Consider the following 26602-nt stretch of genomic DNA (forward strand, 5'->3'; position numbering starts at 1 on the left):
TGTCTCTCCTGAGCGGTTGGAGATCGACTTCAGGGCTGTCGGGCCGGTCGGGTCCGGGGGGGCCGTCGGGCCCGTCAGGGCTGTGGAAGATCTTCTGCGGACCGTACCCGTGGCCTTGTACCCCTGCATCCTGGATGGATTGCTCGTGTGACGTGCTTCACACATCTGTACTCGATCTGCGCAACTTGCGTAAATGGTTGGCGCCGGATCAGCGGAGAGCGGGATGCTCCGTGGTGTCCGGGCGGCGCTGGTCCCTGTGACCGCGGCCCGTCTGCCCAGAGGGGGAGTTGCGATGAGCGTCGACGGTTCCGGTGCGTCCCGGTCCCGGCCCGAGGTCCGCACGGCGGCCGGGTCGGTGCGCGGCAGCAGGGAGGCGGGCGTCGCGGTCTTCCGGGGCATCCCGTTCGCCGAGCCCCCGGTCGGCGCGCTGCGCTTCGCGGCGCCGCGTGCGGTGCGCGGCTGGAGCGGGGTGCGCGAGGCCGTCGCCTATGGGCCGCCGCCCCCGCAGGGCGGTCACTTCGGCATGGACGCGCTGGCCCGGGAGGCGGTGGGCGACGACTGGCTGACCGTCAACGTCTGGTCGCCCGATCCAGGCCCCGGCGCGGCGCTGCCGGTGATGGTGTGGATCCAGGGCGGCGCCTTCACCATCGGGATGTCCGGCCTTCCCGAGTACGACGGCGGGCGTCTGGTGCGGGACGGCGGGGTCGTCCTTGTGACGTTCAACTACCGGGTGGGGCTTGAGGGCTTCGGCCAGATCGAGGGGGCGCCCGCCAACCGCGGCCTGCTCGACCAGATCGCCGCCCTGGAGTGGGTGCGCGAGAACATCCGGGCGTTCGGCGGCGACCCGGACCGGGTCACGGTCTTCGGGCAGTCGGCGGGCGGGGGATCGGTCGCCGCGCTCCTCGCGGCGCGGGGCGCGGACGGACTCTTCGGCCGGGCCGTCGCACAGAGCGTGCAGGGCACGTTCTTCGCGCCGGAGCTCGCCGCCGACATCGCCGCCGCGTGCGCGGCCGAACTGGGCCTGCGGCCCACGGTGGCCGACCTCCGCGAAGTGGCGCCGCACCGGCTGTCCGCGGCGGGCGACGCGGTCGGCGCCGGGGCGGCCCGGCGGGCCGGGCGCTGGGGCAGGCCCGCGCTCCGGTCGATCACCTTCGCACCGGTCCTCGACGGCACGACCCTGACGGTCACCCCGTGGCAGGCCCTGGCCGACGGCGCGGCCCGGCACATCGACCTCCTCGTCGGCCACACCCGCCACGAACAGCGGCTCCTCACCGCGCTCGACGGACTCCTCGGCCAGGTCGGCGAGGAGACCGCGGCGGCCGCCCTGGACACGTTCGCCCCCGGCCCGGACGGCGCCCGCGCCTATCGCGACGCCTATCCGAAGGCGGGCCCGGACGAGCTCTACGAACTGGTCCTGTCCGACTGGCTGTTCCGCATGCCGAGCCTCCATCTCGCCGAGGCGCAGGCTGCCGCCGGTGGCCGCGTCCACGCCTACGAGCTGACCTGGCCCGCCCCCGGCATGGAGGGCGTACTCGGCGCCTGCCACGGCCTGGACGTGCCCCTCGTCTTCGGCAACCTCGACCGCGGCCAGCCCGCCGCACTGATCGGCGGAGCGCCCTCCACCGGAACCGAGTCCGAGGCGGAGGTCCTGTCCGCCCGCATGCGCTCCGCGTGGACGGCGTTCGCCGCCCACGGAGACCCCGGCTGGCCCTCGTACGACCGCGACAAGCGCCTCGTGCAGCTCTTCGACGCCCTGCCGACCGTCGCCGCCTACCCGGAGGAGCCGTCCCGCCTGATCTGGCGGGAGCACGCCTTCGCCGTGCTGCCGCTGCTCCCGGAAGGTCAGATCCCGGGCCGGTAGCGGATCGGGTGGTCGTGCGGGACCTCGACGAGAACGATCCTGACGCCGTCCGGATCCGCGATCCACATCTCGACCAGGCCCCACGGCTCCTTGACCGGCGGCCGCAGCACCTCGACGCCGCGCTCCACCAGCTCCTCGTGGGCCGCCGCGACGTCCGCGACCTGGAGCCAGAGCTGGAGACCGGGCGCGGGCGGGGCGTCGGAGCGGCCGGACACCTCCAGGAACCCGCCGCCGAGGAAGTAGACCGTGCCGCGCTCGGGCCCCGTGCCGAACTCGCGGTGGATGCCGAGGCCCAGCGTCTCGCCGTAGAAGGCGCGGGAGCGCTCCGGGTCGGTGGGGCGCAGAAGTGTCCTGCTGCTCAGTACGTGGACCATGCGGCCGCACCCTAGCGCCCGCGGCGGCGGGTTAGGCTCGACGGCGCCCCATACCGCGCCAAGATTCGGAGAGCCAGGTCCATGGACACCGCCCCGCGCCCCAGCTCAGGAGAGCTCATCTTCCGCGACGCCGATGCGGGCGACGTGGATGCCGTCGTCGCGCTGATCGAGTCGGCGTACCGCGGTGACGCGAGCCGGGCCGGGTGGACCACCGAGGCCGACCTCCTGGAGGGGCAGCGCACCGACCCGCAGGGTGTCGTCGACGTCATCGAGTCGCCGACGAGCCGACTGGTCGCGGTCGAGCGGGACGGCGCGCTCGTCGCGTGCTGCCAGCTCGAACACCGTGGGGACCACGCCTACTTCGGGATGTTCGCGGTCAGTCCTGCCCTGCAGGGCGCGGGCCTCGGCAAGGTGATCATCGCCGAGGCCGAGCGGGCGGCACGCGAGGCGTGGGGCGTCCGCGAGGTGCACATGACCGTGATCTCCGCCCGCGACGACCTCATCGCCTGGTACGAGCGGCGCGGCTACCGCCGTACGGGAAAGATGACCCCCTTCCCGTACGGCGACGAGCGCTTCGGCATCCCGCAGCGGGACGACCTGCAGTTCGAGCTGCTGGTCAAAGAACTGGAACTGGACCTTGCCTAGGCTCGCCTAGGCCGTGAAGCGGCCCGTCCGCTTGATCTCCGGATAGTCGGTGGTCGCCCCGTCCAACTGCAGGGCCCGCACCAGGCGCAGATCGTCCTGGGTGTTCACGACCCAGCCGATGATCCGCAGGTCGGCCTTCTTGGCGCGCTCGACGATCTCCAGCGTCAGGCGCCGGATGTTGAGGACGAGGGTGGTCGCGCCGACCGCGGTGGCGCGCTCCACCACGTCGGTGCCGTAGCGGCTCGCGACGAGCGCGGTGCGCACTCCGGGGACGAGCCGTGCGATCTCGGCGATCGCCTCGTCGTGGAAGGAGATCACTTCCACTCGTGCGACCAGATCGCGGCGGTGCATGACCTCCGCCAGGGCCCGCGCGGCCGCGACGTCCTTGATCTCGGCCTGCAGCGGTGACTTCACCGCGTCCAGGACCTCTTCGAAGACGGGGATGCGCTCGCCGCGGCCCGCGTCGAGTTCCCGCAGCTCGGCGAGGGTCTTCTCGGCGATCGGCCCCCTGCCGTCGGTCGTACGGGCCACGTCGGCGTCGTGCATGACGACGAGGGCGCCGTCCTTGCTCAGATGCAGATCCAGCTCGATGAGGTCGAGGCCCGCCGCTTGCGCGGCGACGAAGGACCGCAGGGTGTTCTCGGGCTCGACACCCATGACCCCGCGATGACCGATGGTGAGGAAGTTCAAGATCCACTCGCTTCCGTCGACGGAGGCTCGGCGACCGCACGGCGGAGGAAGCCGCGCGGCAATGTCGCAGCCTAATGGCCCGCCTCGGTGAAGGAACCGTGTGGACGCGGGTGAGTGGACTCGTCCTCTCTGGTTCCCGCGATCCCGAGGAGGAGCCCGGTGATGAGGGCGGCGACAAGGACGGCACGGGTGCTCACGGGTGCGCTGCTCCGTACGGCGGGGACGGCTGACTCCGTCCGTCCTACCGGCAGGAGCGCCGCCGGGGCGAGTCGCTTCACCCGGGGGTGGGCGAGTCCTCCACGGGTTGACCCGGCGGCTCCGCGGACGGCTCCACGGGCTCCGCTCCCGCCGCCACGGAGGTGTTGCGCGGCGCGTGCGGCGCCTCGAACCCCCCGCCCGCTTCCAGTACGGCGAGATCGTCGAGCATCGCCTCCGCCAGCTCCACCTCCGACTCCAGACGCCGCTCGCTCCACCGCAGCGCGACCTGGGGGTGGGACCACGCCTGCGCCCCGTCCACCCGCGCGAGCGCATCCCTGGCCTCCTTCAGCTCCCCCCTGGTCTGCTCGATGTGCCCGGCGACCAGCTCCCGCAGCCGGTCCGGGGCCGTGAGGTGACCGAGCCAGATCCGCAGCAGCAAGGGGTGCTTGAGGACGGGCGGGCCCACGTCCCGCCCGGCATCCGCCCACCCGGCCAGCGCGGCGCGGCCCTCGTCGGTGATGGCGTAGGCGCGCTTCGCGCGGGGCTCCTCGGGCCCCGAGCGGCGCGATGTGGCGTACCCGAGCGCTTCGAGGCGGCGCAGCTCGGCGTAGATCTGGCTGATGGCGGGCGACCAGTAGAAGAAGCGGAGGGAGGCGTCCGCCCACTTCTTGAGCTCGTAGCCGGTCCGCTCCCCGGGAAAGGAGAGCAGCCCGAGCACGGCCCACGCGGTCGGCGGCAACACGCCGCCACTGTCAGCGGATTCGATGGATCCCTGCTGCTGCGAGGTGCTTCTACGGGCCGCCATAGGGCGCATTGAAGTGAACGGGACGGTACGGGCGCAAGGGTGGGCGGCCAGACCGTCACGCACAGGCGCCCAAGGCATCACCCGGCAGGCAGCGGGCCACTCGCACCACCCCCGAACGACCGCCGCCACCGGCCCGGACCGCGGCCCGGACGGCGGTTCGCCGCCAGCGTGAGGGTGCGGGCCCGCTGGGCGATCTCGTCCAGCGGCGCGGCGGGGCTGTAGACCGTCAGCGCGGAGGGCAGCTTGTCGAGGAGCAGGGCGTCCGGCGCCGGGGCGGTCTCGCCGTCATACGCGAGTCTCGCCACGTCCTCCAGGCCGCTGAGCCTCAGCTGCTCGACGCGTTCGGTGCGGAACACCCTGGAGCGCCGCAGCGCACCGCCCAGGGAGGAGAGGGCGACGCGGGTCCGGGCCAGCGGCGCCTCCGCGTCGACCGTGCGGATGTCGAGGAGGCCGTCGTCCATGCGGGGCCGGTGCGTGGGCGCGAGGCCGTCCGGCGCGTACTGGCCGTTTCCCGCGAACAGCAGCCACAGGGCACGGTCGTGACCGTCGAGCCGGATCCGCAGCGGAGTGGCGGTCCGCAGCACCTCGATGAACGACACCGCCGCCGCGGGCCATTTGCCGATGCGCCCCTCCAACTTCTCCCGCTGTCGGACGAGTTCCGGATAGAGCCCGATGCTGAAGGTGTTGACGAAGCCGGTGACGTCCTTGCCGTCGCCGTCGCGCACCCGCGCCAGGTCGACGCGGACGGCCTCGCCCCGCAGGACGGCGTGCGCGGTGTCCTCGAAGGTGGGCGTGCCCGCGTCCAGGGCGAAGTGGTTGAGGGTGCCGCCGGGGAAGACCGCAAGCGGCAGCCCCGCCTCCGCGGCGCGCCGGGCGGTGGCGTTCACCGTGCCGTCCCCGCCGCAGACGCCGAGCACCCCGGCCGTAGCCGTGGCCCGCGCCACGGCCTTGTCCAGGATCTCGCCGAGGTCGTCGCCCGGGCCGCACGCCAGGACCTCGGCCTTCGGCAGCAGCAGCTCCACGTGCTCCTGCGCGGGCAGCCGCCCCGGAACGCCCTTCCCGGAACCGGAGTTGAGGACCACGACAAGCCCCTCGCCCTCGGGCAGCGCGGGAGCCTTCACCCTGGACCGCCGGTGCTGCGCGGGCAAGGGGCGCGGCGGCCACCAGTAGCAGGTCACCGCGGCGGCCGCCGCGCCCAGCGCGCAGCCCGCGAGGACGTCACCCGGGTAGTGCACCCCCACGTACACCCGGGAGAACGCCACGGCCGCGGCGACCGGGGCGAGCAGCGCCCCGTACCGGGGCGTCTCCAGCGCCACCCCCACGGTGAACGCCGCCGCCGACGCGGCGTGCCCGGACGGGAACGAGGACGTCCACGGTTCCTTCGAGAGGCGGCGCATCGCGGGGACGGCGTCGAGGACGGGGCGGTGTCGGCGTACCGCGTACTTCGCCACGGTGTTCGTGGCCACCGAGGCCAGCGCGAGGGCGCCGACCCCGCGCCGCGCGGCACGCCGGGCCGCCGGGCCCCCGACGACCGCGAGGGCGCCCGCCACACCGAACCACAGCCGCCCGTGGTTCGCCGCCGAGCTCAGCGGCGGCAGCACCTGCTCCGCGCCCGGCAGCCGCGCCGACGCCACCCGTTCGAACCATCGTCGGTCGATGCTCCCGATCCGTCGTTTCATGGCCTCACTTGAGCAGGGCGACGCGGCGGAAGCCCGCAATGCTCGCCCGAACGGGGTACGTGTCGCAGTCTTGGGGCCGGCCCCCGACCTGCGGGTGGCAGCCGACCGGACGGAGAACCGCATGGCGCCGAGCCGCTCCCTCGACGTGCAGGTCAAGCGCGTCTACGACGAGGCGTCGCCCGACGACGGCACCCGCGTCCTGATCGACAGGCTCTGGCCGCGCGGGGTGTCCAGGGACCGGGCCCGGCTCGACGCCTGGGACAAGGAGCTGGCGCCGTCGAACGAGCTGCGCCGCTGGTACGACCACGACCCCGACCGCTTCGACGAGTTCGCCGAGCGCTACCGCCACGAGCTCGCCGACCCGGAGAGAACGGCGGAACTCGACCGGCTGCGCAGCCTCGCCCGCGCAGGCCGACTGACCCTACTGACGGCCACGAAGGACCTCCCGCACGGGCACGTACGCGTGCTCGTCGACGTGTTGGACCCGGGCAGGCGGGACAAGGGGGAGAAGGGGTAAGCATGGAGGCAGTGGGGACACCGGAGGCACGCCGGAGGGCACGCCCCTGGCGTACCCGTGGCACGTCAGAGGCACGACAGGAACTCCAGGAGGTACGCACCGTGCTCGTCGACCTTTCCGGCAGGACCGCGCTCGTCACCGGCTCGACCCAGGGAATCGGCGCGGCGATCGCCGCCGGTCTGGCACGGGCGGGCGCCCGGGTGGCGGTCAACGGACGGTCCCGCGACTCCGTGGACGCCGCCGTCGACCGGCTCAAGGGCGAGTGCGACGGCGCCGAGTTCCTCGCGGCACCGGGGGACATCTCCACCGACGAGGGCGCGGAGCAGGTCTTCGAGGCCGTTCCGCGGGCGGATGTCCTCGTGAACAACCTCGGTGTCTTCGGCGCCGAGCCCGCCCTCGACATCAGCGACGCCGAGTGGCGCCGCTACTTCGAGGTCAACGTTCTCACCGCGGTGCGGATGATCCGCCACTATCTGCCGGGCATGAAGGACGGTTCCTGGGGCCGGATCCTGAACATCGCCAGCGACTCGGCGCTCGTCACGCCCGCGGAGATGATCCACTACGGCATGTCGAAGACCGCGTTGCTCGCGGTGTCGCGGGGCTTCGCGAAGGAGGCGGCGGGGACCGGCGTCACCGTCAACTCCGTGATCGCCGGGCCGACGCACACCGGTGGCGTGGAGGACTTCGTCTACGAACTGGTCGACCGCGCGCTGCCGTGGGACGAGGCGCAGCGGAAGTTCATGACGGAGCACCGCCCCCAGTCGCTGATCCAGCGGCTCATCGAGCCGGAGGAGATCGCGCACATGGTCGTCTACCTCAGCTCCCCGCTGGCGTCCGCGACGACGGGCGGCGCGGTGCGGGTGGACGGCGGATACGTGGACTCGATCGTTCCGTAGTCGACCTCACCGGCTTTCACCGGCTGTCACCAGCAGTCCTGGTGGCGCGCATTTGCCGGAACGGCAACGAACGTCGTCCTGCCGCGGACGCGCGTCGCATGCTCGGGACCGAGTCGCCGCAGCCGGAGCCCCAGGAGGGTCCATGCCCCAGCCCCAGCCCCAGTCCCAGAGTTCGTCCCCCGGAGACCTCACCCACCGCCTGGTCCCCTCGCCCGCAGGCCGCATCCACCTCGTGGAGCAGGGCACCGGACCCCTCGTCCTGCTGGTGCACGGCTTCCCCGAGTCCTGGTACTCCTGGCGCCACCAACTGCCCGCCCTGGCCGCGGCCGGGTACCGCGCGGTCGCCGTCGACGTGCGCGGCTACGGGCGTTCGTCGCGGCCCGCGGACACCGCCGCGTACCGGATGCTCGACCTGGTCGAGGACGGCGTCGCCGTGGTGCGGGAACTCGGCGAGGAGAGCGCGGTCATCGTGGGGCACGACTGGGGCGCGAACGTCGCCGCGCACTCCGCGCTCGTCAGGCCCGACGTCTTCCGCGCGGTCGGCCTGCTGAGCGTCCCGTACACACCGCCGGGCGGTCCGCGGCCCGGTGAGGTGTTCGCCGGGATGGGCGGGGACGAGGAGTTCTACGTCTCGTACTTCCAGGAGCCAGGCCGCGCCGAGGCCGAGATCGAACCGGACGTCCGGGTCTGGCTCGCGGGCTTCTACGCCGCGCTCTCCGCCGACACGATGCCGGGCCCCGGCGCGCCGGACCCGCACTTCGTGAGCCGTGGCGGGCGGCTGCGTGACCGGTTCCCCGCGGGGCGGCTGCCCGGCTGGCTCGACGAGCGGGATCTCGACGTCTACGCCGCGGAGTTCGAGCGGACCGGACTGACCGGCGCGCTCAACCGCTACCGGAACATGGACCGCGACTGGGAGGACCTCACCCCCCGCTTCGCCGGAGCGCCGATCCGCCAGCCGTCCCTGTTCATCGGCGGCGGCCTGGACGCCTCGACCATGTGGCTGGCGGACGCGATCAAGGCGTACCCCGACACCCTGCCGGGCCTGCACGCCTCGCACGTCCTCGACGGCTGCGGCCACTGGGTCCAGCAGGAACGCCCCGCCGAGGTCAACGGACTCCTGACGGAGTGGCTCGGCACCCTGGCCGACTGACGGAGGGGCTCAGGGGAACGTGACCGTCGGGTCCACCGGCGTGAGGACCAGCCAGCGCAGCGCCGTGTCGCCGAAGCGCCCGTACGCCGAGACGTGCACGTCGAACGGGTCGGGCGCCACCAGCGGGAAGTACATGGGGAGCGCCGCGTCGTCGAGCGGCGCCCGGACGTCTGCCGTGCGGTCCCAGAGCGCGGCGACGCCCGGCTCGCGCCGCACCGTCCGCACCACGTCGTCCAGACGTTCGTTGTCCGGCCAGCGCTGCCAGGCCAGGCGCAGCCGTCCGAGCAGCGGGGCCGCCCACTTCGTGTCCCAGTCGCGCAGCTGGTACCGGGCCTCGGTGGAGAACGCCCAGGTCATGACGTTCGCGTCCGCGCGGGCCAGCCAGGGGCAGTGCCGCGCCGCCACGGCGTTGACGGCGACCACGTCCCAGGCCTGGTCGCAGATCCAGCTCACCCGGCGCTGCTGGTGCAGCAGGTCGAGCATCGCGTCGTCCGGCCGGGCGCCCTCGGTCCGGTGGCGGGGCGGCGGGTGGCCGGTGCCGCGGTGGAGGGCGGTCGACTGACGGGGGGAGAGGTCGAGGATCCGTGCGACCCCGGCGATCATCTCGCGGGCGTACTTGCGGTCCTCGCCCCGCTCCAGCGCGCGGTACCAGCGTTCGGAGACCCCGAGCAGCAGGGCCATGTCGAGCTGGGTGAGGTACTTCCGGTGGCCGCGGAAGGGGACGGGGCCCGGCAGCAGGGCGGGGTCCCGCGCCATCCGCCAGGCGCGCAGCATCCGTCCCAGGTCCTCACGTCGCGCGTCCACCAACAGTAAAGACCTCGCAAAAATGGTGCTGTCGTACGGAGAGTGCCGCGTGCCCCGCGCGGATCCCGGCCGGTCCGGGGCACGGTGTCAGCCTCGCACACGGCGCCGGTGACCGGAACGCGAGAGTGCCGGTATCCGGGCGTGCCGACCTTGGTGCGGTGCGGGCGGCCATGGTGGGCGTCTCGCCACCCGGCACGGTCGGAACTCCGGGGTTCCGGGTGCGGGACCGTTGTTCCGCGGCGCGGTCGGCCCGTCCGTCGGCCGCCGCGCGCCCCTCGCACACCTACGGAGAGTTCACCGATGAGCCACTTCCTTCCGGAGACCGATGCCGTGCTGACCGCCGCCCGTGGGCTGGCCCTGGCGCACGCCGGGATGATCGAGGTGAACAGCAGCCCGCTCTACCTGCGGGCGCGGGACGCGGACCCGGCCCGCACGGTCGCCCTGGTCTCGGGCGGCGGCTCCGGCCACGAGCCGCTGCACACCGGGCTCCTGGGCAGGGGAGGCCTGGACGCCGTCTGTCCCGGCGAGGTCTTCGCCTCCCCGCACAACCGGCAGATCTACGAGGCGAGCGCGGCGGCCGCGAAGAGCGGCGGCGTCCTGCACATCGTCAAGAACTACACCGGCGACGTGATCAACTTCCAGATCGCGGCCGAGCGCCTGCGGCACGACGGCATCCCCGTCGCCACCGTCCTGATCGACGACGACCTGGCCACGGACAGCGCGGAGAGCGCCACCGGCCGCAGGGGCACCGCCGCGACGGTCGTCGTCGAGAAGCTCCTCGGCGCCGCCGCCGACCGGGGCGCGACGCTGGAGGAGCTCGCCGAGCTGGGGCAGCGGATCGTCGGCCACTCCCGCAGCATCGCCGTCGCGGCCCGCGCCCAGACCTCGCCCACCACCCTGAAGCCCGCGTTCGAGCTGGACGAGGGCACCCTCGACTACGGCGTCGGCATCCACGGCGAGCGCGGCACCCGCACCATCGCCAGGCCCGCGACCGGCGACCTCGTCCGCCGCATGACCGACGACCTCCTGGACGCGCTGCCCGAGGGGCCCGACGAGGTGCTCGCCCTCGTCAACGGCCTCGGTGCCACCACCGAGCTGGAGCTCAACGCCATCGCCGTGCTCCTGAACGACGAGCTCACCGCCCGCGGCCTCCGTCCGGTCCTGGTCGTCCCCGGCACCTTCACGGCCGCCCTCGACATGGCCGGGTTCTCCCTCACCCTCACGCGCCTCGAGGAAGGCTGGGCCGAGCTGTGGACCGCCCCCACCCGGACCCCGCTCGTCCTGCCGCGCCCCTCCCTCACCCCCGAGAGCCCCGCGGCGCCGGTGCCGACGCCCGCGAGCACCCCGGCCGCCGCGCCGCGCGAGGGCGGCGACCGCGCCCTGCTCGACCATTACGCGCTCACCGTCACGCAGGTCCGCGACAACCTCACCAAGCTCGATCAGCTCGTCGGCGACGGCGACTTCGGCGACAACCTCGCCGGTGGTGTGCGCCGCGCGGTGAAGCTGGCCGACGAGACGGGCCTCGACGGCACGGCGGCTCTCGCCGAGGCCTTCCTCAACGACGTCGGAGGCACCAGCGGCCCCCTGTTCGGCCTCCTCTTCCAGCACCTGGCCACCGCCTCGCCCGCGGACGGCGGCGCCCCGACGGTGGCCGCGCTCGCGGAGGCCGCCGCGGCCGGACACGCCGCCATCCACCGGGTGGGCGGCGCGGTCCCCGGCGACTGCACGCTGGTCGACGCCCTCGCGCCCGCCGCCGAGTCCCTGGCCGCCGCCCGGGACACCGACGCCCCCGAGGCCCCGCTGACCGAGGCCGCGCAGGCGGCCATCCGCGGCGCCCTCGCCACCGCATCGCTGCGCCCCCGCCGCGGCCGCGCCAGCTACGTGGGGGACCACGCGCTCGGCGTGCCGGACCCCGGCGCCCTGGCCGTCGCGCTGCTCTTCATGGCGCTCGCGGACATCCACGAGCCCGCCACGGCTCCGCGCCTGCCCGCTCCCGGGCACATCACCGTCCTCTGACCGGACACTGATCGACTCGTCCCGCAGTCATTCTCTGACTAAGGTCAGAGAATGACTGCGGGACAGATCGATCAAGTACGCCGCTTCAACCGCACGGTCACCGAGCGCGTGGGCGTGCTGCACGACCACTACCTGGGCCGCGACCGGCCCATCGGCGAGGCCCGGCTCCTCTGGGAGATCGGCGAGCAGGGGCAGGACGTGCGCATGCTGCGCGAGCGCCTCGGCCTCGACTCCGGCTACGTCAGCCGTCTGCTGCGCGCCTTGGAGGGCGACGGCCTGGTGGTCGTGGAGCCGCACCTCCGGGACCGCAGGGTCCGCACGGTCCGCCTGACCGCGACCGGCCGCGCCGAACGCGACCTCCTCGACGAGCGGAGCGACGATCTCGCGGGCTCCCTCCTGGAGCCGCTGAACACCGCGCAGCGCGCCCGGCTCGTCGCCGCCATGGCCGAGGTCGACCGGCTGCTCACCGCAGGGACGGTCACCCTCGACGCCGTCGACCCCGACCATCCCGATGCCCAGGGCTGTCTGCGGTCCTACTTCACCGAACTGCAGGAGCGCTTCGACACCGGCTTCGATCCCGCGCAGAGCCTGCTGCCGGACGCGGGCGGGCTGCGGCCGCCGGACGGCCTGTTCCTGGTGGCGAGGTCGCAGGGCGAGCCCATCGGCTGCGCCGGGCTCAAGCTGCCGCCCGGTTCCGCGGCCGAGATCAAGCGCATGTGGGTCGCGCCCGCGGCGCGGGGACTCGGCCTCGGCCGCCGCTTCCTCACGGAACTGGAGGCACTGGCCGCCCGCGAGGGCCGCACCCTCCTGCGTCTGGATACCAACAGGGCGCTCGACGCGGCGATCGGCCTCTACCACTCCTGCGGCTTCCGCGAGGTGCCCGCGTTCAACGACGAGCCGTACGCGCACCACTGGTTCGAGAAGCGCATCGAGGTTCCCTAACGTCAATACCGATTTGCCTAAAGGTATTAGGCAACTGCATAATCGGTTATGCCGAGAGAGGGGAACGTCATGGTGCGCGTAGGGCTGACCACGGAACGTCTGGTCCGGGCGGGGGCGGAGCTCGCGGACGAGGTCGGCTTCGACCAAGTGACCGTCTCGGCGCTCGCCCGCCGCTTCGACGTCAAGGTGGCGAGCCTCTACTCGCACGTGAAGAACTCCCAGGACCTCAAGACGGGAATCGCCCTGCTCGCCCTTGCGGAACTCGCCGACCGGGGTGCCGACGCCCTTGCGGGGCGTGCGGGCAAGGACGCGCTGGCCGCGCTGGCGAACGTCTACCGCGACTACGCGCAGGAGCACCCCGGCCGGTACGCCGCGGCCCAACTCCGGCTCACCCCCGAAGCGGCCGCCGCCAGCGCGGGCGGCAGGCACGCGGAGATGTCGCGGGCGATCCTGCGCGGGTACGACCTGACGGAACCGGACCAGACCCACGCGGTCCGCCTCCTCGGCAGCGTCTTCCACGGCTACGTGAGCCTGGAGCTCGCGGGCGGGTTCGGTCACAGCGCGCCCGACTCGCAGGAGACGTGGACGCGCGTCATCGACGCCCTCGACACCCTGCTGCGCAACTGGCCCGAGCCGACCGCCTAGAGCTCCAGAGCTCCAGCGCCCGAATCCACACACTTGATCAACAGGTTGAGGCAATGCACACCGAAGACACCCACCACTCCTGGATCAACACGGCCATCACCGCGGAGCTCCTGCGCGGCGCCCTCGACGTGGAGCACACCGAGCGCGGCGTCCTGCCGCACCGGCTCCCCGCTCGGGCCCGCGTCCAGAACACCGACGGGCAGCTCGCCATGGCCGAGTCCCAGCCCTCCGGCGTACGCCTGGCGTTCCGTACCCGCGCCACCGCGATCGAGCTCGACACGCTGCCCACCAAGCGGTCCTACGTGGGTGCCCCGCCCCGCCCCGACGGCGTCTACGACCTGCTCGTGGACGGCCGCCCGGCCGGTGCGGCGACCGTCCAGGGCGGCAACGTCCTGACCATCGACATGAGCGCGGGGACCGCCGAGCACACCGCGGGGGAGCCCGGCACCGTGCGCTTCGACGGTCTGCCCGACGGCATGAAGGACGTCGAGATCTGGCTGCCGCACAACGAGACCACCGAGCTGCTCGCCCTGCGCGCCGACGCTCCCGTGGAGCCCGCGCGCGACCCGGGCCGCAAGGTGTGGCTGCACCACGGCAGTTCGATCAGCCACGGCTCCGACGCCGCGAGCCCCACCACCATCTGGCCCGCGCTCGCCGCCTCGCTCGGCGGTGTGGAGCTGATCAACCTGGGGCTGGCGGGCAGCGCCCTGCTCGACCCGTTCACCGCCCGAACCTTGCGGGACACCCCCGCCGACCTGATCAGCGTCAAGCTCGGCATCAATGTGGTCAATGCCGACCTGATGCGGCTGCGCGCCTTCGGCCCGGCCGTGCACGGCTTCCTCGACACCATCCGCGAGGGGCACCCCGACACGCCCCTCCTGGTCGTCTCGCCCATCCTGTGCCCCGTCCACGAGGACACCCCCGGCCCCAGCGCGCCGGACTTCAGTGAATTCTCGGAGGGGCGCATCCGGTTCAAGGCGATGGGCGACCCGGCGGAGCGGGCGATGGGAAAGCTCACCCTCAACGTCATCCGCGACGAACTGGCACGCATCGTGAAGCAGCGCTCGGCCGACGACCCGCACCTCCACTACCTCGACGGTCGCGACCTCTACGGCTCCGCGGACGCCGCCGAGCTGCCCCTTCCCGACGACCTCCACCCCGACGCCGCCACCCACCACCGCATCGGCGAACGCTTCGCCGCCAAGGCCTTCACGGCGGGAGGCCCCTTCGCGGACGGCGCGGCCTGACGGAATGCCTGTGCGGCACCCCTTGCGACTTCACGACCTGACGACTAGTCATATGGCTGTTCGTCATACGCAAGGGCCATGCCGCACGGGCACAACTCCCGGGAGGGCACGTGAAGTTCTCCGTCATATTCGAGGCTCAGCTCGCCGATCCGACCGTCGAGCGCGAGCACCAGGTGATCCACGACAGCGTCGAACAGGCCGTGCTCGCCGAGCAGATGGGGTTCGACCGCGTCTGGGCGGTCGAGCACCACTCCCTCAAGTGGTACGCGCACATGAGCGCGCCGGAAATCTTCCTCACCTGGGTCGCCGCGCGCACGAGCACCATCAGGATCGGCCACGGCGTCGTCTGCATGCCGTTCCACTTCAACCACCCGGCGAGGGTCGCCGAGCGCGCGGCCATGCTGGACCTGCTCTCCGGCGGGCGTCTCGACCTGGGCGCGGGGCGCGGCGGCACGGAGCAGGAGACGTCGCTCTGCGGGGTCGACAGGGAACGTACGACCCAAGAGGTCGAAGAGGCGCTGCGGATCATCGGGAAGGCCTGGGAGAAGGAGGAGTTCGAGCACCACGGCGAGCTCCTCGACATCGGCCCGCACCCGATCCTGCCGCGGCCGAAGCAGACCCCGCACCCGCCGCTCTTCCTCGCCTGCAGCAGGACCGAGACCCTGACACAGGCGGCCGAACTCGGCATCGGCGCCCTGGTGATGGGCTTCGCCGGGCCCGAGTCGATCGCCGCGATGCGGCAGGCGTACGACGCGGCCATCGCGGCCCGCACCGACGCGCGCTTCGTGTCGAGCGCCGTCAACGACCACTTCTCCGTGCTCTGCCCGACCATCGTGCTCGACGACCGGGAGACCGCGCGGCGCGTCGGCACCCGTGGCCAGCGGTTCTTCGCGCAGTCCATCGGGCACTGGTACGGCGGCGCGGGCATCCCCGACGAGGCGGTCGTGGAGGGCAGCGACGAGGCCGCCGCGATGCGTCAGGCCGCCGAGCAGGTCGTCGCGCGCCTGCACGAGCACAACATTCCGGTACGGCCCAACTCGACCGCCACGTTCAACGCCGACCACGCGTACGGCACCGCGGACGACGCCATCGCCTACGTAGAGCGCCTGCGCGACGCGGGGGCCGACGAGATCATGTGCCTCATCCAGATGGGCACCGTCCCGCAGGAGGCCTGCCTGGAGACGCTGCGGCAGTGGGGCGAGAAGGTCATCCCGTACTTCCGCGCCCAGGAGGCGGGCGCGAGCTAATGCGGTCCGCGCCCCGAAAGGCCGGGGAGCCCCGAGAGTCGCCGCGGCCCGTCCCCGACCGTCTCGACCCCCTCGCCCGCCCCCTCGTCGACGCCCTGGCCGACGCCTTCCCCGACCTCGGCGGCACCGTCACCGACGCCGCCGAGGCCCGCCGCATCCTCGCCGCCGCGCCCACCTCGGGGAAGGCGCCGCCCGCCGTCGGGTCCGTCGTCAACCGGAGCGTTCCGGGGCCGCCGGGCGCCCCGGAGATTCCCGTACGCATCTACCTGCCGGACCCGGAGCGGCATCTCGGCCCCCGCCCGACCGTCGTCTTCTTCCACGGCGGCGGCTACACCGTCTGCGGCCTCGACTCCCACGACGCCACGGCACGCGCCCTGGCCGCCCGCTCCGGGGCCGCCGTGGTCTCCGTCGCCTACCGGCTCGCGCCCGAGCACCGCTTCCCCGCGGCCGTCGACGACGCGTACGCGGCGCTCTGCTGGGCCGCCGCCGAGAGCGCCGCGCTCGGCGGCGACCCGGGCGCCGTCGTCACCGCGGGGGACAGCAGCGGCGGCGGTCTCGCCACCGCGGTGACGCTCCGGGCCAGGGACGCGGGCGGCCCCGCCGTCGCGCTGCAGGTGCTGCTCTACCCCGTCCTGGACGCCGCCCAGGACACCCGCTCCTACCGCGAGAACGCACAGGGGTACCTCCTGACCGCCGCACACATGCGCTGGTTCTGGCAGCAATACCTCGGCCCCGACGGCGACGGCACGCACCCCCTCGCCTCACCGCTGCGCGCCGCCGACCTCGGCGGCCTGCCGCCCACCCACCTCGTCACCGCGGGCTGCGACCCGCTGCGCGACGAGGGCCTGGCCTACGCGGAACGCCTGCGGGCGGCCGGTGTGAACGTCACCACCGCGCACTACCCGCGGATGTTCCACGGCTTCCTCGGCTTCCCCGGCCTGCTCCCCGACGCGGGGCAGGCGATGGCAGATGCGGCAGAAGCGATCGAGTCAACAGGCAGCCGCAGGAAAAACGGCGGTAGAAGTGGGGGTAGCGCAGGATAATTTCCCGAGCCCCCTCTTGTCCCGGAGAACCTAGCCCGCTTACGGTGTTCTCACGCGAGGTTCTCCCGTGGAGGATGGGACATGACGGAAATTCTTGTGCAGTCGGGTATCGAGGGTGCGGTTCCTTCCGCTGCTGGGCGGGTGGTGGACCACCCCGCGTGGCCGGTGCTCAAGGACGCCGTGGAGGACATCCGGCCCTGGCAGTCGGCGGACGGGTCCATCGACTTCGAGGCGGATGGCGCCCCGGCGAGGAGCATCGCCGAACTCGCCGTGGACCGCGTGATATCCGCGGTCGAGGAGCTCTCCCCGCTCCTCCCGCACGACACCGCGTACCACCGCGCGCTCGTCGCGGACCTGCGCCGCTGGGTCGAGGCGGGCTTCCAGGTGCCCGACTTCCTGGACTCGCTGCTCGCCTTCCAGCCCGCCGCGCACCGCGAGGACGGCCTGCAGCACCTGGTCGTCTTCCCGATGTACACGCAGAACGGCAACCCCGACCGCAACCTCGAAGCGGTCGTGCTGCGCATGGTCTGGCCCGACTGGCTGGCCGAGCTGGAGCGCACGCGCTACGACAACCCGCTGTTCTGCGGCATCACCTTCGAGGACTTCACTGCCGGGTACGACACGAACTCCGCGGTCCTCTTCCCCGAGACCATCGCCGTGCGCGAGGCCCCCGAGCGCTTCTCCTGGGGCGGCATCTTCTGCGACCGCGAGGCGGCCCGCTTCCGCCGTGTCACCGAGGCCTCCGTGGACCTCCTCGGGCTCGAACTGCCCGACGACATCCGCGCGATGATCGGCGACCAGGACCGCTGCCAGCAGGCGTTCGTCCTCTGGGACATGGTCCACGACCGCACCCACAGCCACGGCGACCTGCCGTTCGACCCCTTCATGATCAAGCAGCGCCAGCCGTTCTGGATGTACGGCCTGGAGGAGCTGCGCTGCGACCTCACCGCCTTCAAGGAGGCCGTGAAGCTGGAGGCCGAGGGCATCCCGCAGGCGCGCGACGTGCAGTACGCCGTCCTCTTCGACCGGATGTTCCGCTTCCCGGTCACCGGTGACCGCGTCAAGAACTACGACGGACTCGGCGGCCAGCTCCTCTTCGCCTACCTCCACAAGCACGACGTGCTCCGCTGGACCGACAACCAGCTCAGGATCGACTGGGAGCGCGCCCCGGAGATCACCAACCAGCTGTGCGGCGAGATCGAGGACCTCTACCGCGCGGGCATCGACCGCCCGAAGCTGGTCCACTGGTTCGCCGCGTACGACCTGGTGTCCCGCTATCTCTCGCCGCACCCCGGATCGCGCTGGGCCAAGGGCCCCGACGCCCTGGACACCTCGCTGCCGCCGCGCAAACTCGTCGACGAGGTGCTTCCCGACGAGTTTCCGCTCAGCATGTTCTATGAGGCGCTCTCCAAGAAGCTGAAGCACGTGATCGCCTCCACCAAGGGGATCACCGCTGCCTCGGGCGCCGAGAAGGCCGCCGCGTGAGCGGCCGCCAGGAGGAGGCGAGGACCATGTCCGCACTCGATGGAGCCGTCATCGCGGTGGCCGGAGCGGCCGGGCCCGCAGGACGCGCCACCCTGCTCAGGCTGGCCGAGGCCGGGGCCACCGTCGTGGCATCGGACGCCGATGCCACGCGCCTGGCCGAAGCGGTGGACGCCGCCCGGTATGCGCACGGCGGGGCCACCGTCATCGGCGACACGGTCGATCTCCTCGACCTGGACGCCACCCGGGAGTGGGCGACGCGCACCGAGAAGGAGTTCGGCCGGATCGACGGCCTGGTCCACCTCGTGGGCGGCTGGCGCGGCAGCAAGAACTTCGCCGAGACCGACCTCGCCGACTGGGACCTCCTCGAAAAGCTCCTGATCCGCACCGTGCAGCACACCTCCCTCGCCTTCGAGGGCGGCCTGCAGCGCAGCGACCGCGGGCGCTACCTGCTCATCAGCGCCGCGGGTGCCTCCAAGCCGACCGCGGGCAACGCGGCGTACTCGGCGTCGAAGGCGGCGGCCGAGGCCTGGACGCTCGCCCTCGCCGACGCCTTCCGCAAGGCGGGGGGCGACGACGGTCCGCGTGCGGCGGCTGCGATCCTGGTGGTCAAGGCGCTGGTGCACGACGCGATGCGCGCGGAGCGGCCCAACGCGAAGTTCGCGGGCTTCACGGACGTCAAGGATCTGGCCGAGGCCGTGGCCGGCGTCTGGGAGAAGTCCGCCGGGGAAGTGAACGGAAACCGCCTGTGGCTGACCGAGAAGCCGTGACCGGACGCGACACGACCGGTCGTGACCGGGAAGCAGTGAACCCGCCGAGGACCGACGCGCGCCGCCATCACGACCCGGACGTGCGCGGCTTCGCCAGCGACAACTACGCGGGCGCCCACCCCGAGGTCATGGCAGCCCTCGCGCTCGCCAACGGCGGTCACCAGATCGCGTACGGCGAGGACGACTACACGGCCAACCTCCAGCAGATGATCCGCGGACACTTCGGCCCGACCGCCGAGGCGTTCCCGGTGTTCAACGGCACGGGCGCCAACGTCGTCGCGCTCCAGGCGGTCGCCGACCGCTGGGGCGCGGTGATCTGCGCCGAGTCCGCGCACATCAACGTGGACGAGGGCGGTGCGCCCGAGCGCATGGCGGGCCTCAAGCTGCTCACCGTGCCCACGCCGGACGGCAAGCTCACCCCTGAGCTGATCGACAAGCAGGCGTTCGGCTGGGACGACGAGCACCGGGCCATGCCGCAGGTCGTCTCGATCGCGCAGAACACCGAACTGGGCACGCTCTACACGCCCGACGAGATCCGCGACATCTGCGACCACGCGCACCAGCTCGGCATGAAGGTGCACCTCGACGGCTCCCGGATATCCAACGCCGCGGCCGCGCTCGACGTCCCCATGCGGACGTTCACGAACGCCGTCGGCGTCGACATCCTGTCGCTGGGCGGCACGAAGAACGGTGCGCTGTTCGGTGAGGCCGTCGTGGTCATCAACCAGGACGCCGTCCGGCACATGAAGCACCTGCGCAAGATGTCGATGCAGCTCGCCTCCAAGATGCGCTTCGTTTCGGTGCAGTTGGAGGCCCTGCTCGCCAAGGACCTGTGGCTGCGCAACGCCCGCCACGCGAACGAGATGGCGCAGCGCCTCGCGGAGGGCGTCCGCTCGGTGCACGGCGTGGAGATCCTCTACCCCGTGCAGGCCAACGCGGTCTTCGCCCGACTGCCGCACGACGTGAGCGAGCGCCTGCAGAAGCGATACCGCTTCTACTTCTGGGACGAGGCGGCGGGCGACGTCCGCTGGATGTGCGCGTTCGACACCCGCGAAGAGGACGTCGACGGGTTCCTCGCGGCGCTCAAGGAAGAGATGGCACGCTAAGGCAACTCCGCATAGGTATGCGCTCGACCGTAAAGTCATTGACGTACGGTCGGGCGCGTTCCTATGCTCCCGTGGCATGCAGCTGACCCAGGAAAACCCCGACCTGTCTGCGTACTTGGCCGCGGACGAGGTCGTCGACCATCACCATCCGCTGGTCCGCGAGACGGCAGTCGGCCTCGCAAAAGCATCCGTCGACACGTACGCATACGCACGTGCCGCCTTCGAATTCGTGCGCGACGCCATTCCGCACTCGCAGGACACGGGCCGCATGGAGGTCACCTGGCGTGCCTCCGACGTCCTGCGCGAACGCACCGGCATCTGCACCGCCAAGTCCCACGCCCTGGCCGCCCTGCTGCGCGCCGAGGACATCCCCACGGCGTTCTGCTATCAGCGCCTGCGGGACGACAACACCAGCGGCTACTCCCTGCACGGCCTGGTCGCCGTACGGCTCGACGGCGCCTGGCACCGGCAGGACCCGCGCGGCAACATCCCGGCCGGTGTCGACGCGCAGTTCCGTCTCGGTGAGGAGCGGCTGGCCTGGCCGGTGGATGCGGAGTCCAGCGAAGTGGACTATCCGGTCCTATATGCTGAACCGAGTCCCGTGGCGCTCCGCGTGCTCAGAGAAGCCAGGGACCGGCAGCACCTCTGGCAGATCTACCCCTCGAAACTGTGAGGCACGACGGACCATGACCATCGACCTGACCGTCTCCGACGAGGTCCGCGCCCTTGCGCCCGGCTTCAGCCACGTCGTCATCGAGGCCCGCGGGCTCGTCAACGGCCCCAGCACCGACGCCACCGGGGCCCTCCTCGACGACGCGGCCCGCCGCCTCGCCGTACGCCTCGACGGCCGGGCCCCGCACGAGGACCCGCACATGGCCGCCTGGCGCGCCGCGTACACGGCCTTCGGCGCCAAGCCCTCGCGTACCCGCAACTCAGCGGAGGCGCTCGCCAAGCGCGCCCTCGCGGACGGCGGCCTGCCGCGGATCAATGCTCTCGTCGATCTCTACAACGCCATCAGCGTGGCGCACCTGATCCCGGTCGGCGGTGAGGACCTCGACCTGATCAAGGGCGGCATGCGGCTGGTGCGGGCGACCGGCGACGAGGACTTCGTGACCGCCGCCGCGGGGGAGCGGACCGTGGAGCACCCGGACGCGGGCGAGGTCGTCTGGTGCGACGACGAGGGGGTCACCTGCCGCCGCTGGAACTGGCGCCAGGGCCCGCGCACCCGCCTCACCGAGGAGTCGGTGAACGCGATCTTCCTGCTGGAAGGCATGGGGCCGGACGCGGGCCTCGAAACGGCGGGCGCGGAACTGGCCGAGCTGCTCGAAAAGTTCAGCCCCGGCGCGCACGTCGCCGTCCGCTGAAGGGCGTGGCGGTCAGCCCGCCTCGGAGGCCTTGACCTCGGCGGGGGTCGGCGCGGTGCCGCCCAGGTGCGCCGGCATCCACCAGGTGTCGTCCGGGCCCTTGGGGCGCACCGGGTAGGCACGCTGGGCGGCCTCGAGGAGCTCCTGGCAGCGCTCGCGCAGCCGCCGGGTGATCGCGCCCGCGTACTGGTCCTTCGGCGCCTCCACCGGCTCGCCCACGCGGATCGTGATCGGCATGTGGCTGCGCTTGAAGTTGCGGGGGTGTCCCTTGGTCCACAGCCGCTGCGTGCCCCACAGGGCCATCGGGATGAGCGGCACCCCGGCCTCCTGGGCCATGCGCGCGGCGCCCGACTTGAACTGCTTCAGGGTGAACGACTGCGAGATCGTCGCCTCGGGGAAGACGCCGACGATCTCCCCGGAGCGCAGCGAGTCGAGAGCGTGCGCATACGCCGTCTCGCCCTGCTTGCGGTCGACGGGGATGTGCTTCATTCCGCGCATCAGCGGCCCGGAGATCTTGTGCCGGAACACCGACTCCTTCGCCATGAACCGCACCATGCGCTTCTGGGGCAGGGCGGCGAGACCGTCGAAGATGAAGTCGAGATAGCTGATGTGATTGCTGACCAGGACCGCGCCGCCGGAGCGTGGGATGTTCTCCGAACCCTTGCAGTCGATCTTCAGGTCCCATGCCTTGAACAGGGTTTTCGCGGCACCGATGACGGGACGGTAGACAAGCTCTGCCATGGGTGGGAAGGGCCCTTCGTTTCTGCCTGGGGAGGGGGTCCCGGCGTGAAAGTTACGCAGCCGTAGGTTTTTCGGCGTTGCGCAGATCGTGCCCCATCAACGGACGGCTGACCAGCCTTGGTGCCGCGGATACGGGAGATTCTCGTCACGTCGGAATCATTCGGGGCGCGCGAACGCTGTACTTCGGAGCGCATTGGTGCAGGGCTGACGGGCGGAGGCGGAAGTGCGGGGACGGGAGGCCGGGCGGCGGCTCGGCGTGTCGGACATCGGGGAGCCGCTGGGGGAGCGGGCGACCCTCGTGCAGTTCTCCAGCGCCTTCTGTCAGCCCTGTCGAGCGACGCGCAGGGTGCTCGCGGACGTGGCAGGGATGGTCCCGGGCGTGACCCACGTGGAGATCGACGCCGAGGCGCAGCTCGAACTCGTACGGGAGCTGCGCGTCCTCAAGACCCCCACCGTCCTCGTCCTGGACGCGGGCGGGCGCGTGGTCCGGCGCGCCGTCGGGCAGCCCCGCAAGGTCGATGTGATCGCCGCGCTGGGGGAGGCCGTGTGACGGTGCGCCGCGCAGGTCACGGCGGGTCGTGCGGGCCCGCGACCGTGATCCTTCTTTCATATTCCGAAACAGGCTTGACTGCATGCGGCATCTATCGCGAGCCTGCCTGCATGCCCCGGGACCTCCTTCTGTACGAGCGCGTCCACGTGGACCTCGGCCGCCACGCCAGCGCCCGCTGTCCGCAGTGCTGAGCAACGACGCCTCCGCTCGTACCTCCGGCAATCTCCGGCAGAAGGACAACTCCATGACGACATCGCCTGCCCTCAGCACGCCCCGGCTCGCCACCCCCGACCTGCTGCGCTCGGTCTTCCGGCAGCACGCCGCGGGGGTCGCCGTGATCACCGCCGCACAGGACTCCCGCCCCGTCGGCTTCACCGCCACCTCGCTCGCCTCGGTCTCCGCCGAGCCCCCGATGCTCTCGTTCGGCATCGGCACCGGCTCCTCCTGCTGGCCCGTGGTCGCCGAGACCGAGCACGTCGGCGTCCACATACTCGGCGAGCACCAGCGGGAACTCGCCGCGACGTTCGCCCGCAGCGGAGCCGACCGGTTCGGCCCGCCCACGAGCTGGCGCGAGGGCCCCGAGGGGGTCCCCGTGCTCGACGGCGCGCTCGCCTGGCTGGTCTGCCGGATCGTGGCGCGCGTGCCCGTCGGTGACCACCGCATCGTGCTCGCGGAGGCCGTCGTCGGCGACCGCGCGGACGAGGGCCGCCCGCTCCTTTACCACCACGGGCGCTTCAACGCGTTGCGCGACTGAAAGTTCCCGTCGGACGGCAGCGCGGTCCGATTACGGAGCGTTGGGAACGTCACAGTTCAAAGCGCTTGCTCAGGGGGAATGAACTGGGTGTACTCATGAGTAATATTCCAGTCGGAGCGCGGGCCGCCCCGACCGGGATCCGCCGCTTCAGGCGCCTATGCTGCCTGCAAGAAGGCAGTAGCCATAAGCCAAGGCAGCAGCCCAGTAAAGACGATGCAGTAGGAGAGCCGGCGTGAGCTTGAGGATCGTTGTCTGTGTGAAGTACGTGCCCGACGCCACCGGCGACCGGCACTTCGCCGATGACCTGACCGTCGACCGCGACGACGTCGACGGCCTGCTGTCGGAGCTCGACGAGTACGCGGTCGAGCAGGCGCTGCAGATCGCCGACGAGGCGGACGACGCGGAGATCACCGTGCTGACCGTCGGCCCCGAGGACGCCAAGGACGCGCTGCGCAAGGCGCTCTCCATGGGCGCCGACAAGGCCGTCCACGTCGAGGACGACGACCTGCACGGCTCCGACGTGATGGGCACCTCGCTGGTGCTCGCCAAGGCCATCGAGAAGACCGGTTACGACCTGGTCATCGCCGGTATGGCCTCGACCGACGGCACCATGGGCGTGCTGCCTGCGATCCTCGCGGAGCGCCTCGGCGTCCCGCAGGTCACGCTGCTCTCCGAGGTCTCCGTCGACGGCGGCGTCGTCAAGGGCCGCCGTGACGGCGACACCGCCAGCGAGCAGCTGGAGGCGTCCCTGCCGGCCGTCGTGTCCGTGACGGACCAGTCGGGCGAGGCCCGTTACCCGTCCTTCAAGGGCATCATGGCCGCCAAGAAGAAGCCGGTGGAGTCGCTCGACCTGGACGACCTGGACATCGACGCCGAAGAGGTCGGCCTCGAGGGCTCCTGGACCAAGGTCGACTCCGCCGCCGAGCGTCCGGCCCGCACGGCCGGCACGATCGTCAAGGACGAGGGCGAGGGCGGCAAGCAGCTGGCTGAGTTCCTCGCGGGCCAGAAGTTCATCTGAGCTTCAGTCACCCCTCAACCGCCCAACTTCTTCGTAACTGCAGGAGATTGAAGTCCCATGGCTGAAGTTCTCGTCTACGTCGACCACGTGGACGGCGCCGTCCGCAAGCCCACCCTGGAGCTGCTGACCCTGGCCCGCCGCGTCGGCGAGCCCGTCGCCGTCGCCCTCGGCTCCGGCGCCGAGGCCACCGCCGCCACGCTCGCCGAGCACGGCGCCGTGAAGGTCCTCACCGCCGACGCCCCCGAGTTCGCCGACTACCTCGTCGTACCGAAGGTGGACGCGCTGCAGGCCGCGTACGAGGCCGTCTCCCCGGCCGCCGTGCTCGTCCCGTCGTCCGCCGAGGGCAAGGAGATCGCGGCCCGCCTCGCGGTCCGCATCAAGTCCGGCATCATCACGGACGCCGTCGACCTTGAGGCCGGCGACGAGGGCCCGGTGGCCACGCAGTCCGCGTTCGCCGCCTCGTACACCACCAAGTCCCGTGTCTCCAACGGCACGCCGGTCATCACGGTCAAGCCGAACTCGGCCGCCGTGGAGGCCGCCCCGGCCGCGGGCACCGTCGAGGCCCTCGCGGTCTCCTTCTCCGAGAAGGCCACCGGCACCAAGGTCGTCTCGCGCACCCCGCGCGAGTCGACGGGCCGCCCCGACCTGACCGAGGCCGCGATCGTGGTCTCCGGCGGCCGCGGCGTCAACGGCGCTGAGAACTTCTCGATCATCGAGGCCCTCGCCGACTCGCTCGGTGCCGCCGTGGGCGCCTCGCGTGCCGCGGTCGACGCCGGCTGGTACCCGCACTCCAACCAGGTGGGCCAGACCGGCAAGTCGGTCTCCCCGCAGCTGTACATCGCGTCCGGCATCTCCGGCGCGATCCAGCACCGGGCCGGCATGCAGACCTCGAAGACCATCGTGGCCATCAACAAGGACGCCGAGGCCCCGATCTTCGACCTGGTGGACTACGGAGTGGTCGGCGACCTCTTCGACGTCGTCCCGGCGCTCACCGACGAGGTCAACACCCGCAAGGGCTGAGCTCATCGACCCACGAGGCCCTCGCTCCGCGGCATGCGGTGCGAGGGCCTCGGTGCGTCACAGCGTCAGGCTCGCCTGCACCGGCAGATGGTCGCTCGGGAACTGCCCGTCCAGCGCGAACGTGTTGATCGTCGCCTCGTGGACGCGCACTCCGGGTGTCGCCAGGATCCAGTCGATGCGGTCGCCGTCGGGGGTGAGGGGCTTGTAGCCGTGGAACGTGGCGTACGCCTTGCTCCGCCGGTCCGCCGCGTCCCAGCTGTCGACGAGCCCGGCGTCCAAGAGCGTGTCGTACACCGGGTTCTTGTGCGCGGCCACGTTGAAGTCGCCCGTCACGAGCAGCGGCAGTGACCGGTCGAGGCGGGCGAGGCGCTCGACGATGAGCTGGGCGGCACGCGCGCGTGCGAACTGGGACGCGTTGTCGAGGTGCGTGTTGAGCACGTAGAGCTCGCCGCCAGTGCGCAGGTCGTGGAAGCGGACCCAGGTGACCATCCGGATGGACCCGCCGCCCCAGGTGTTGGAGCCGATCACGTCCGGGGTGTCCGAGAGCCAGTAGTGGTCGTACTCGACCGGGGCCAGCCTGCGCGTGTCGTAGAAGACGGTCATGAACTCGTCGCGGCTGCCGCCCGCGCGGCCGGTGCCGAGCCAGTCGTAGTGCGGGCCGAGGTCGGCCGCGATGTCCCGTACCTGCTGGTAGAGGCCTTCCTGGGTGCCGATGACGTGCGGCCTGGCGCGGCGCAGGAGCTCCTGGGTGACCGGGCGGCGGTCGGCCCAGGTGTTCGGCGGCGTGGTGCTCGCGTAGCGGAGGTTGAACGACATGACCTCCAGGCGGCGGCCGGGGCGCTGCACGGCGTGCGCGGGAGCGGCGGCCAGTGCGGTGCTGAGCAGGGGGAGCGCGGCGGCTGCGGTGAACACCGTCCGCAGGCCGGAACGGCGCGTGACGCGGGAGTCGGTCGGCACACGGTCTCCTTCGGTTCGGGACGCGCGGTCAGGATGGGGTGCGCGCGTACTGGTGCGGAAGCAGGATCTGAGACAGCGGCT

The 26602-nt window shown here is 72.0% G+C and carries 27 protein-coding genes and 1 pseudogene; 21 read left to right on the plus strand and 7 right to left on the minus strand.

Annotated elements, in window-relative coordinates; all coding sequences use genetic code 11:
• Nucleotides 1–292: 292 nt before the first annotated feature.
• A complete protein-coding gene (locus AC068B_RS19535; RefSeq protein WP_478672839.1) occupies nucleotides 293–1861 on the plus strand; it encodes a carboxylesterase/lipase family protein in 1569 nt (522 codons plus the stop codon).
• Here the strand turns inward: AC068B_RS19535 and AC068B_RS19540 are convergent.
• Complete coding sequence (locus AC068B_RS19540; protein ID WP_478672840.1) at nucleotides 1843–2235, minus strand: VOC family protein; 393 nt, start codon at nucleotides 2233–2235, stop codon at nucleotides 1843–1845. The genes AC068B_RS19535 and AC068B_RS19540 overlap by 19 nt on opposite strands.
• A gap of 81 nt (nucleotides 2236–2316) precedes the next feature.
• Here AC068B_RS19540 and AC068B_RS19545 point away from each other — a divergent pair, with 81 nt between their 5' ends.
• Nucleotides 2317–2880 (plus strand): GNAT family N-acetyltransferase, encoded by a 564-nt coding sequence (locus tag AC068B_RS19545; protein ID WP_478672842.1) that lies wholly within the window; start codon nucleotides 2317–2319, stop codon nucleotides 2878–2880.
• 6 nt (nucleotides 2881–2886) lie between these two features.
• Here the strand turns inward: AC068B_RS19545 and AC068B_RS19550 are convergent, their stop codons facing one another.
• From AC068B_RS19550 to AC068B_RS19560, 3 genes are all read right to left on the minus strand, one after another.
• Nucleotides 2887–3570, minus strand: coding sequence for a glycerophosphodiester phosphodiesterase (locus AC068B_RS19550; RefSeq protein WP_356254038.1), 684 nt, complete (start codon nucleotides 3568–3570; stop codon nucleotides 2887–2889).
• A gap of 274 nt (nucleotides 3571–3844) precedes the next feature.
• Entirely contained in the window at nucleotides 3845–4573 is a 729-nt protein-coding gene (locus AC068B_RS19555; RefSeq protein ID WP_478672843.1) for a helix-turn-helix transcriptional regulator, read from the minus strand.
• A gap of 77 nt (nucleotides 4574–4650) precedes the next feature.
• Nucleotides 4651–6252 carry a phosphatase PAP2 family protein gene (locus AC068B_RS19560; RefSeq protein WP_478672844.1) on the minus strand — a complete coding sequence of 534 codons (1602 nt, stop codon included), beginning with the start codon at nucleotides 6250–6252 and terminating at the stop codon, nucleotides 4651–4653.
• Nucleotides 6253–6373: 121 nt separating this feature from the next.
• On the opposite strand from AC068B_RS19560, the gene AC068B_RS19565 reads away from it, so the two are divergent.
• From AC068B_RS19565 to AC068B_RS19575, 3 genes are all read left to right on the plus strand, one after another.
• Complete coding sequence (locus tag AC068B_RS19565) at nucleotides 6374–6769, plus strand: DUF488 domain-containing protein (RefSeq protein ID WP_478672845.1); 396 nt, start codon at nucleotides 6374–6376, stop codon at nucleotides 6767–6769.
• Between the two features lie 101 nt (nucleotides 6770–6870).
• Nucleotides 6871–7665, plus strand: coding sequence for an SDR family NAD(P)-dependent oxidoreductase (locus AC068B_RS19570; protein ID WP_478672847.1), 795 nt, complete (start codon nucleotides 6871–6873; stop codon nucleotides 7663–7665).
• Between the two features lie 142 nt (nucleotides 7666–7807).
• The gene (locus AC068B_RS19575; protein ID WP_478672848.1) at nucleotides 7808–8815 is read left to right on the plus strand and encodes an alpha/beta fold hydrolase; all 1008 of its coding nucleotides are present in this window, start codon (nucleotides 7808–7810) and stop codon (nucleotides 8813–8815) included.
• A 9-nt stretch (nucleotides 8816–8824) separates the two neighbouring features.
• Here the strand turns inward: AC068B_RS19575 and AC068B_RS19580 are convergent, their stop codons facing one another.
• The gene (locus AC068B_RS19580) at nucleotides 8825–9619 is read right to left on the minus strand and encodes a helix-turn-helix domain-containing protein (RefSeq protein ID WP_468561606.1); all 795 of its coding nucleotides are present in this window, start codon (nucleotides 9617–9619) and stop codon (nucleotides 8825–8827) included.
• A gap of 300 nt (nucleotides 9620–9919) precedes the next feature.
• Here AC068B_RS19580 and AC068B_RS19585 point away from each other — a divergent pair.
• The 12 genes and pseudogenes from AC068B_RS19585 to AC068B_RS19640 all read left to right on the plus strand — a co-directional run.
• A pseudogene (locus tag AC068B_RS19585) lies at nucleotides 9920–10894 on the plus strand (dihydroxyacetone kinase subunit DhaK); the annotation flags it as partial.
• Nucleotides 10895–10942: 48 nt separating this feature from the next.
• Nucleotides 10943–11635: a DAK2 domain-containing protein gene (locus AC068B_RS19590; RefSeq protein ID WP_478673277.1), complete on the plus strand. Its 693-nt coding sequence runs from the start codon at nucleotides 10943–10945 to the stop codon at nucleotides 11633–11635.
• 51 nt (nucleotides 11636–11686) lie between these two features.
• Nucleotides 11687–12577: a GNAT family N-acetyltransferase gene (locus AC068B_RS19595; RefSeq protein WP_478672850.1), complete on the plus strand. Its 891-nt coding sequence runs from the start codon at nucleotides 11687–11689 to the stop codon at nucleotides 12575–12577.
• Between the two features lie 69 nt (nucleotides 12578–12646).
• Nucleotides 12647–13222 carry a TetR/AcrR family transcriptional regulator gene (locus tag AC068B_RS19600; protein WP_478672851.1) on the plus strand — a complete coding sequence of 192 codons (576 nt, stop codon included), beginning with the start codon at nucleotides 12647–12649 and terminating at the stop codon, nucleotides 13220–13222.
• A gap of 53 nt (nucleotides 13223–13275) precedes the next feature.
• Entirely contained in the window at nucleotides 13276–14469 is a 1194-nt protein-coding gene (locus tag AC068B_RS19605; protein ID WP_478672853.1) for a GDSL-type esterase/lipase family protein, read from the plus strand.
• 110 nt (nucleotides 14470–14579) lie between these two features.
• Nucleotides 14580–15716 (plus strand): LLM class flavin-dependent oxidoreductase, encoded by a 1137-nt coding sequence (locus tag AC068B_RS19610; RefSeq protein WP_478672854.1) that lies wholly within the window; start codon nucleotides 14580–14582, stop codon nucleotides 15714–15716.
• Entirely contained in the window at nucleotides 15716–16759 is a 1044-nt protein-coding gene (locus AC068B_RS19615; protein ID WP_478672856.1) for an alpha/beta hydrolase, read from the plus strand. Before AC068B_RS19610 ends, AC068B_RS19615 begins: the two co-directional genes overlap by 1 nt.
• An 81-nt stretch (nucleotides 16760–16840) precedes the next feature.
• Nucleotides 16841–18244 carry a DUF6421 family protein gene (locus AC068B_RS19620; protein WP_478672857.1) on the plus strand — a complete coding sequence of 468 codons (1404 nt, stop codon included), beginning with the start codon at nucleotides 16841–16843 and terminating at the stop codon, nucleotides 18242–18244.
• Nucleotides 18245–18270: 26 nt separating this feature from the next.
• On the plus strand, nucleotides 18271–19011 hold the full coding sequence (locus AC068B_RS19625) for an SDR family NAD(P)-dependent oxidoreductase (RefSeq protein ID WP_478672858.1): 741 nt from the start codon (nucleotides 18271–18273) through the stop codon (nucleotides 19009–19011).
• A gap of 35 nt (nucleotides 19012–19046) precedes the next feature.
• The gene (locus tag AC068B_RS19630) at nucleotides 19047–20117 is read left to right on the plus strand and encodes a threonine aldolase family protein (RefSeq protein WP_478673278.1); all 1071 of its coding nucleotides are present in this window, start codon (nucleotides 19047–19049) and stop codon (nucleotides 20115–20117) included.
• A 76-nt stretch (nucleotides 20118–20193) separates the two neighbouring features.
• Nucleotides 20194–20790 (plus strand): transglutaminase-like domain-containing protein, encoded by a 597-nt coding sequence (locus AC068B_RS19635; RefSeq protein WP_478672860.1) that lies wholly within the window; start codon nucleotides 20194–20196, stop codon nucleotides 20788–20790.
• Nucleotides 20791–20803: 13 nt separating this feature from the next.
• Nucleotides 20804–21481 (plus strand): B3/B4 domain-containing protein, encoded by a 678-nt coding sequence (locus tag AC068B_RS19640; protein ID WP_478672861.1) that lies wholly within the window; start codon nucleotides 20804–20806, stop codon nucleotides 21479–21481.
• A gap of 12 nt (nucleotides 21482–21493) precedes the next feature.
• Here AC068B_RS19640 and AC068B_RS19645 read toward each other — a convergent pair whose 3' ends face one another.
• Nucleotides 21494–22222 (minus strand): lysophospholipid acyltransferase family protein, encoded by a 729-nt coding sequence (locus tag AC068B_RS19645; protein ID WP_478672862.1) that lies wholly within the window; start codon nucleotides 22220–22222, stop codon nucleotides 21494–21496.
• Between the two features lie 223 nt (nucleotides 22223–22445).
• Here AC068B_RS19645 and AC068B_RS19650 point away from each other — a divergent pair, with 223 nt between their 5' ends.
• The 4 genes from AC068B_RS19650 (at nucleotide 22446) to AC068B_RS19665 (ending at nucleotide 25564) form a co-directional block, all read left to right on the plus strand.
• Nucleotides 22446–22772 carry a thioredoxin family protein gene (locus tag AC068B_RS19650; RefSeq protein WP_478672863.1) on the plus strand — a complete coding sequence of 109 codons (327 nt, stop codon included), beginning with the start codon at nucleotides 22446–22448 and terminating at the stop codon, nucleotides 22770–22772.
• A 244-nt stretch (nucleotides 22773–23016) separates the two neighbouring features.
• Nucleotides 23017–23526 carry a flavin reductase family protein gene (locus AC068B_RS19655; protein WP_478672865.1) on the plus strand — a complete coding sequence of 170 codons (510 nt, stop codon included), beginning with the start codon at nucleotides 23017–23019 and terminating at the stop codon, nucleotides 23524–23526.
• Nucleotides 23527–23758: 232 nt separating this feature from the next.
• Nucleotides 23759–24544, plus strand: a complete 786-nt coding sequence (locus tag AC068B_RS19660) for an electron transfer flavoprotein subunit beta/FixA family protein (RefSeq protein ID WP_356253978.1) — start codon at nucleotides 23759–23761, stop codon at nucleotides 24542–24544.
• Nucleotides 24545–24601: 57 nt separating this feature from the next.
• The gene (locus AC068B_RS19665; protein WP_478672866.1) at nucleotides 24602–25564 is read left to right on the plus strand and encodes an electron transfer flavoprotein subunit alpha/FixB family protein; all 963 of its coding nucleotides are present in this window, start codon (nucleotides 24602–24604) and stop codon (nucleotides 25562–25564) included.
• A 57-nt stretch (nucleotides 25565–25621) separates the two neighbouring features.
• Here AC068B_RS19665 and AC068B_RS19670 read toward each other — a convergent pair whose 3' ends face one another.
• Complete coding sequence (locus AC068B_RS19670) at nucleotides 25622–26521, minus strand: endonuclease/exonuclease/phosphatase family protein (protein WP_478672867.1); 900 nt, start codon at nucleotides 26519–26521, stop codon at nucleotides 25622–25624.
• Nucleotides 26522–26602 lie beyond the last annotated feature (81 nt).

This window comes from Streptomyces sp. NPDC042371 (assembly GCF_056437465.1).

What these genes read in the sequence shown, in the direction of transcription:
- AC068B_RS19535 (WP_478672839.1), top strand. Translation starts at nt 293, where the DNA reads ATGAGCGTCGACGGTTCCGGTGCGTCCCGGTCCCGGCCCGAGGTCCGC.
- AC068B_RS19540 (WP_478672840.1), bottom strand. Translation starts at nt 2,235, where the DNA reads ATGGTCCACGTACTGAGCAGCAGGACACTTCTGCGCCCCACCGACCCG.
- AC068B_RS19545 (WP_478672842.1), top strand. Translation starts at nt 2,317, where the DNA reads ATGGACACCGCCCCGCGCCCCAGCTCAGGAGAGCTCATCTTCCGCGAC.
- AC068B_RS19555 (WP_478672843.1), bottom strand. Translation starts at nt 4,573, where the DNA reads ATGGCGGCCCGTAGAAGCACCTCGCAGCAGCAGGGATCCATCGAATCC.
- AC068B_RS19560 (WP_478672844.1), bottom strand. Translation starts at nt 6,252, where the DNA reads ATGAAACGACGGATCGGGAGCATCGACCGACGATGGTTCGAACGGGTG.
- AC068B_RS19565 (WP_478672845.1), top strand. Translation starts at nt 6,374, where the DNA reads ATGGCGCCGAGCCGCTCCCTCGACGTGCAGGTCAAGCGCGTCTACGAC.
- AC068B_RS19575 (WP_478672848.1), top strand. Translation starts at nt 7,808, where the DNA reads ATGCCCCAGCCCCAGCCCCAGTCCCAGAGTTCGTCCCCCGGAGACCTC.
- AC068B_RS19595 (WP_478672850.1), top strand. Translation starts at nt 11,687, where the DNA reads ATGACTGCGGGACAGATCGATCAAGTACGCCGCTTCAACCGCACGGTC.
- AC068B_RS19600 (WP_478672851.1), top strand. Translation starts at nt 12,647, where the DNA reads ATGGTGCGCGTAGGGCTGACCACGGAACGTCTGGTCCGGGCGGGGGCG.
- AC068B_RS19605 (WP_478672853.1), top strand. Translation starts at nt 13,276, where the DNA reads ATGCACACCGAAGACACCCACCACTCCTGGATCAACACGGCCATCACC.
- AC068B_RS19615 (WP_478672856.1), top strand. Translation starts at nt 15,716, where the DNA reads ATGCGGTCCGCGCCCCGAAAGGCCGGGGAGCCCCGAGAGTCGCCGCGG.
- AC068B_RS19620 (WP_478672857.1), top strand. Translation starts at nt 16,841, where the DNA reads ATGACGGAAATTCTTGTGCAGTCGGGTATCGAGGGTGCGGTTCCTTCC.
- AC068B_RS19625 (WP_478672858.1), top strand. Translation starts at nt 18,271, where the DNA reads ATGTCCGCACTCGATGGAGCCGTCATCGCGGTGGCCGGAGCGGCCGGG.
- AC068B_RS19635 (WP_478672860.1), top strand. Translation starts at nt 20,194, where the DNA reads ATGCAGCTGACCCAGGAAAACCCCGACCTGTCTGCGTACTTGGCCGCG.
- AC068B_RS19640 (WP_478672861.1), top strand. Translation starts at nt 20,804, where the DNA reads ATGACCATCGACCTGACCGTCTCCGACGAGGTCCGCGCCCTTGCGCCC.
- AC068B_RS19645 (WP_478672862.1), bottom strand. Translation starts at nt 22,222, where the DNA reads ATGGCAGAGCTTGTCTACCGTCCCGTCATCGGTGCCGCGAAAACCCTG.
- AC068B_RS19655 (WP_478672865.1), top strand. Translation starts at nt 23,017, where the DNA reads ATGACGACATCGCCTGCCCTCAGCACGCCCCGGCTCGCCACCCCCGAC.
- AC068B_RS19665 (WP_478672866.1), top strand. Translation starts at nt 24,602, where the DNA reads ATGGCTGAAGTTCTCGTCTACGTCGACCACGTGGACGGCGCCGTCCGC.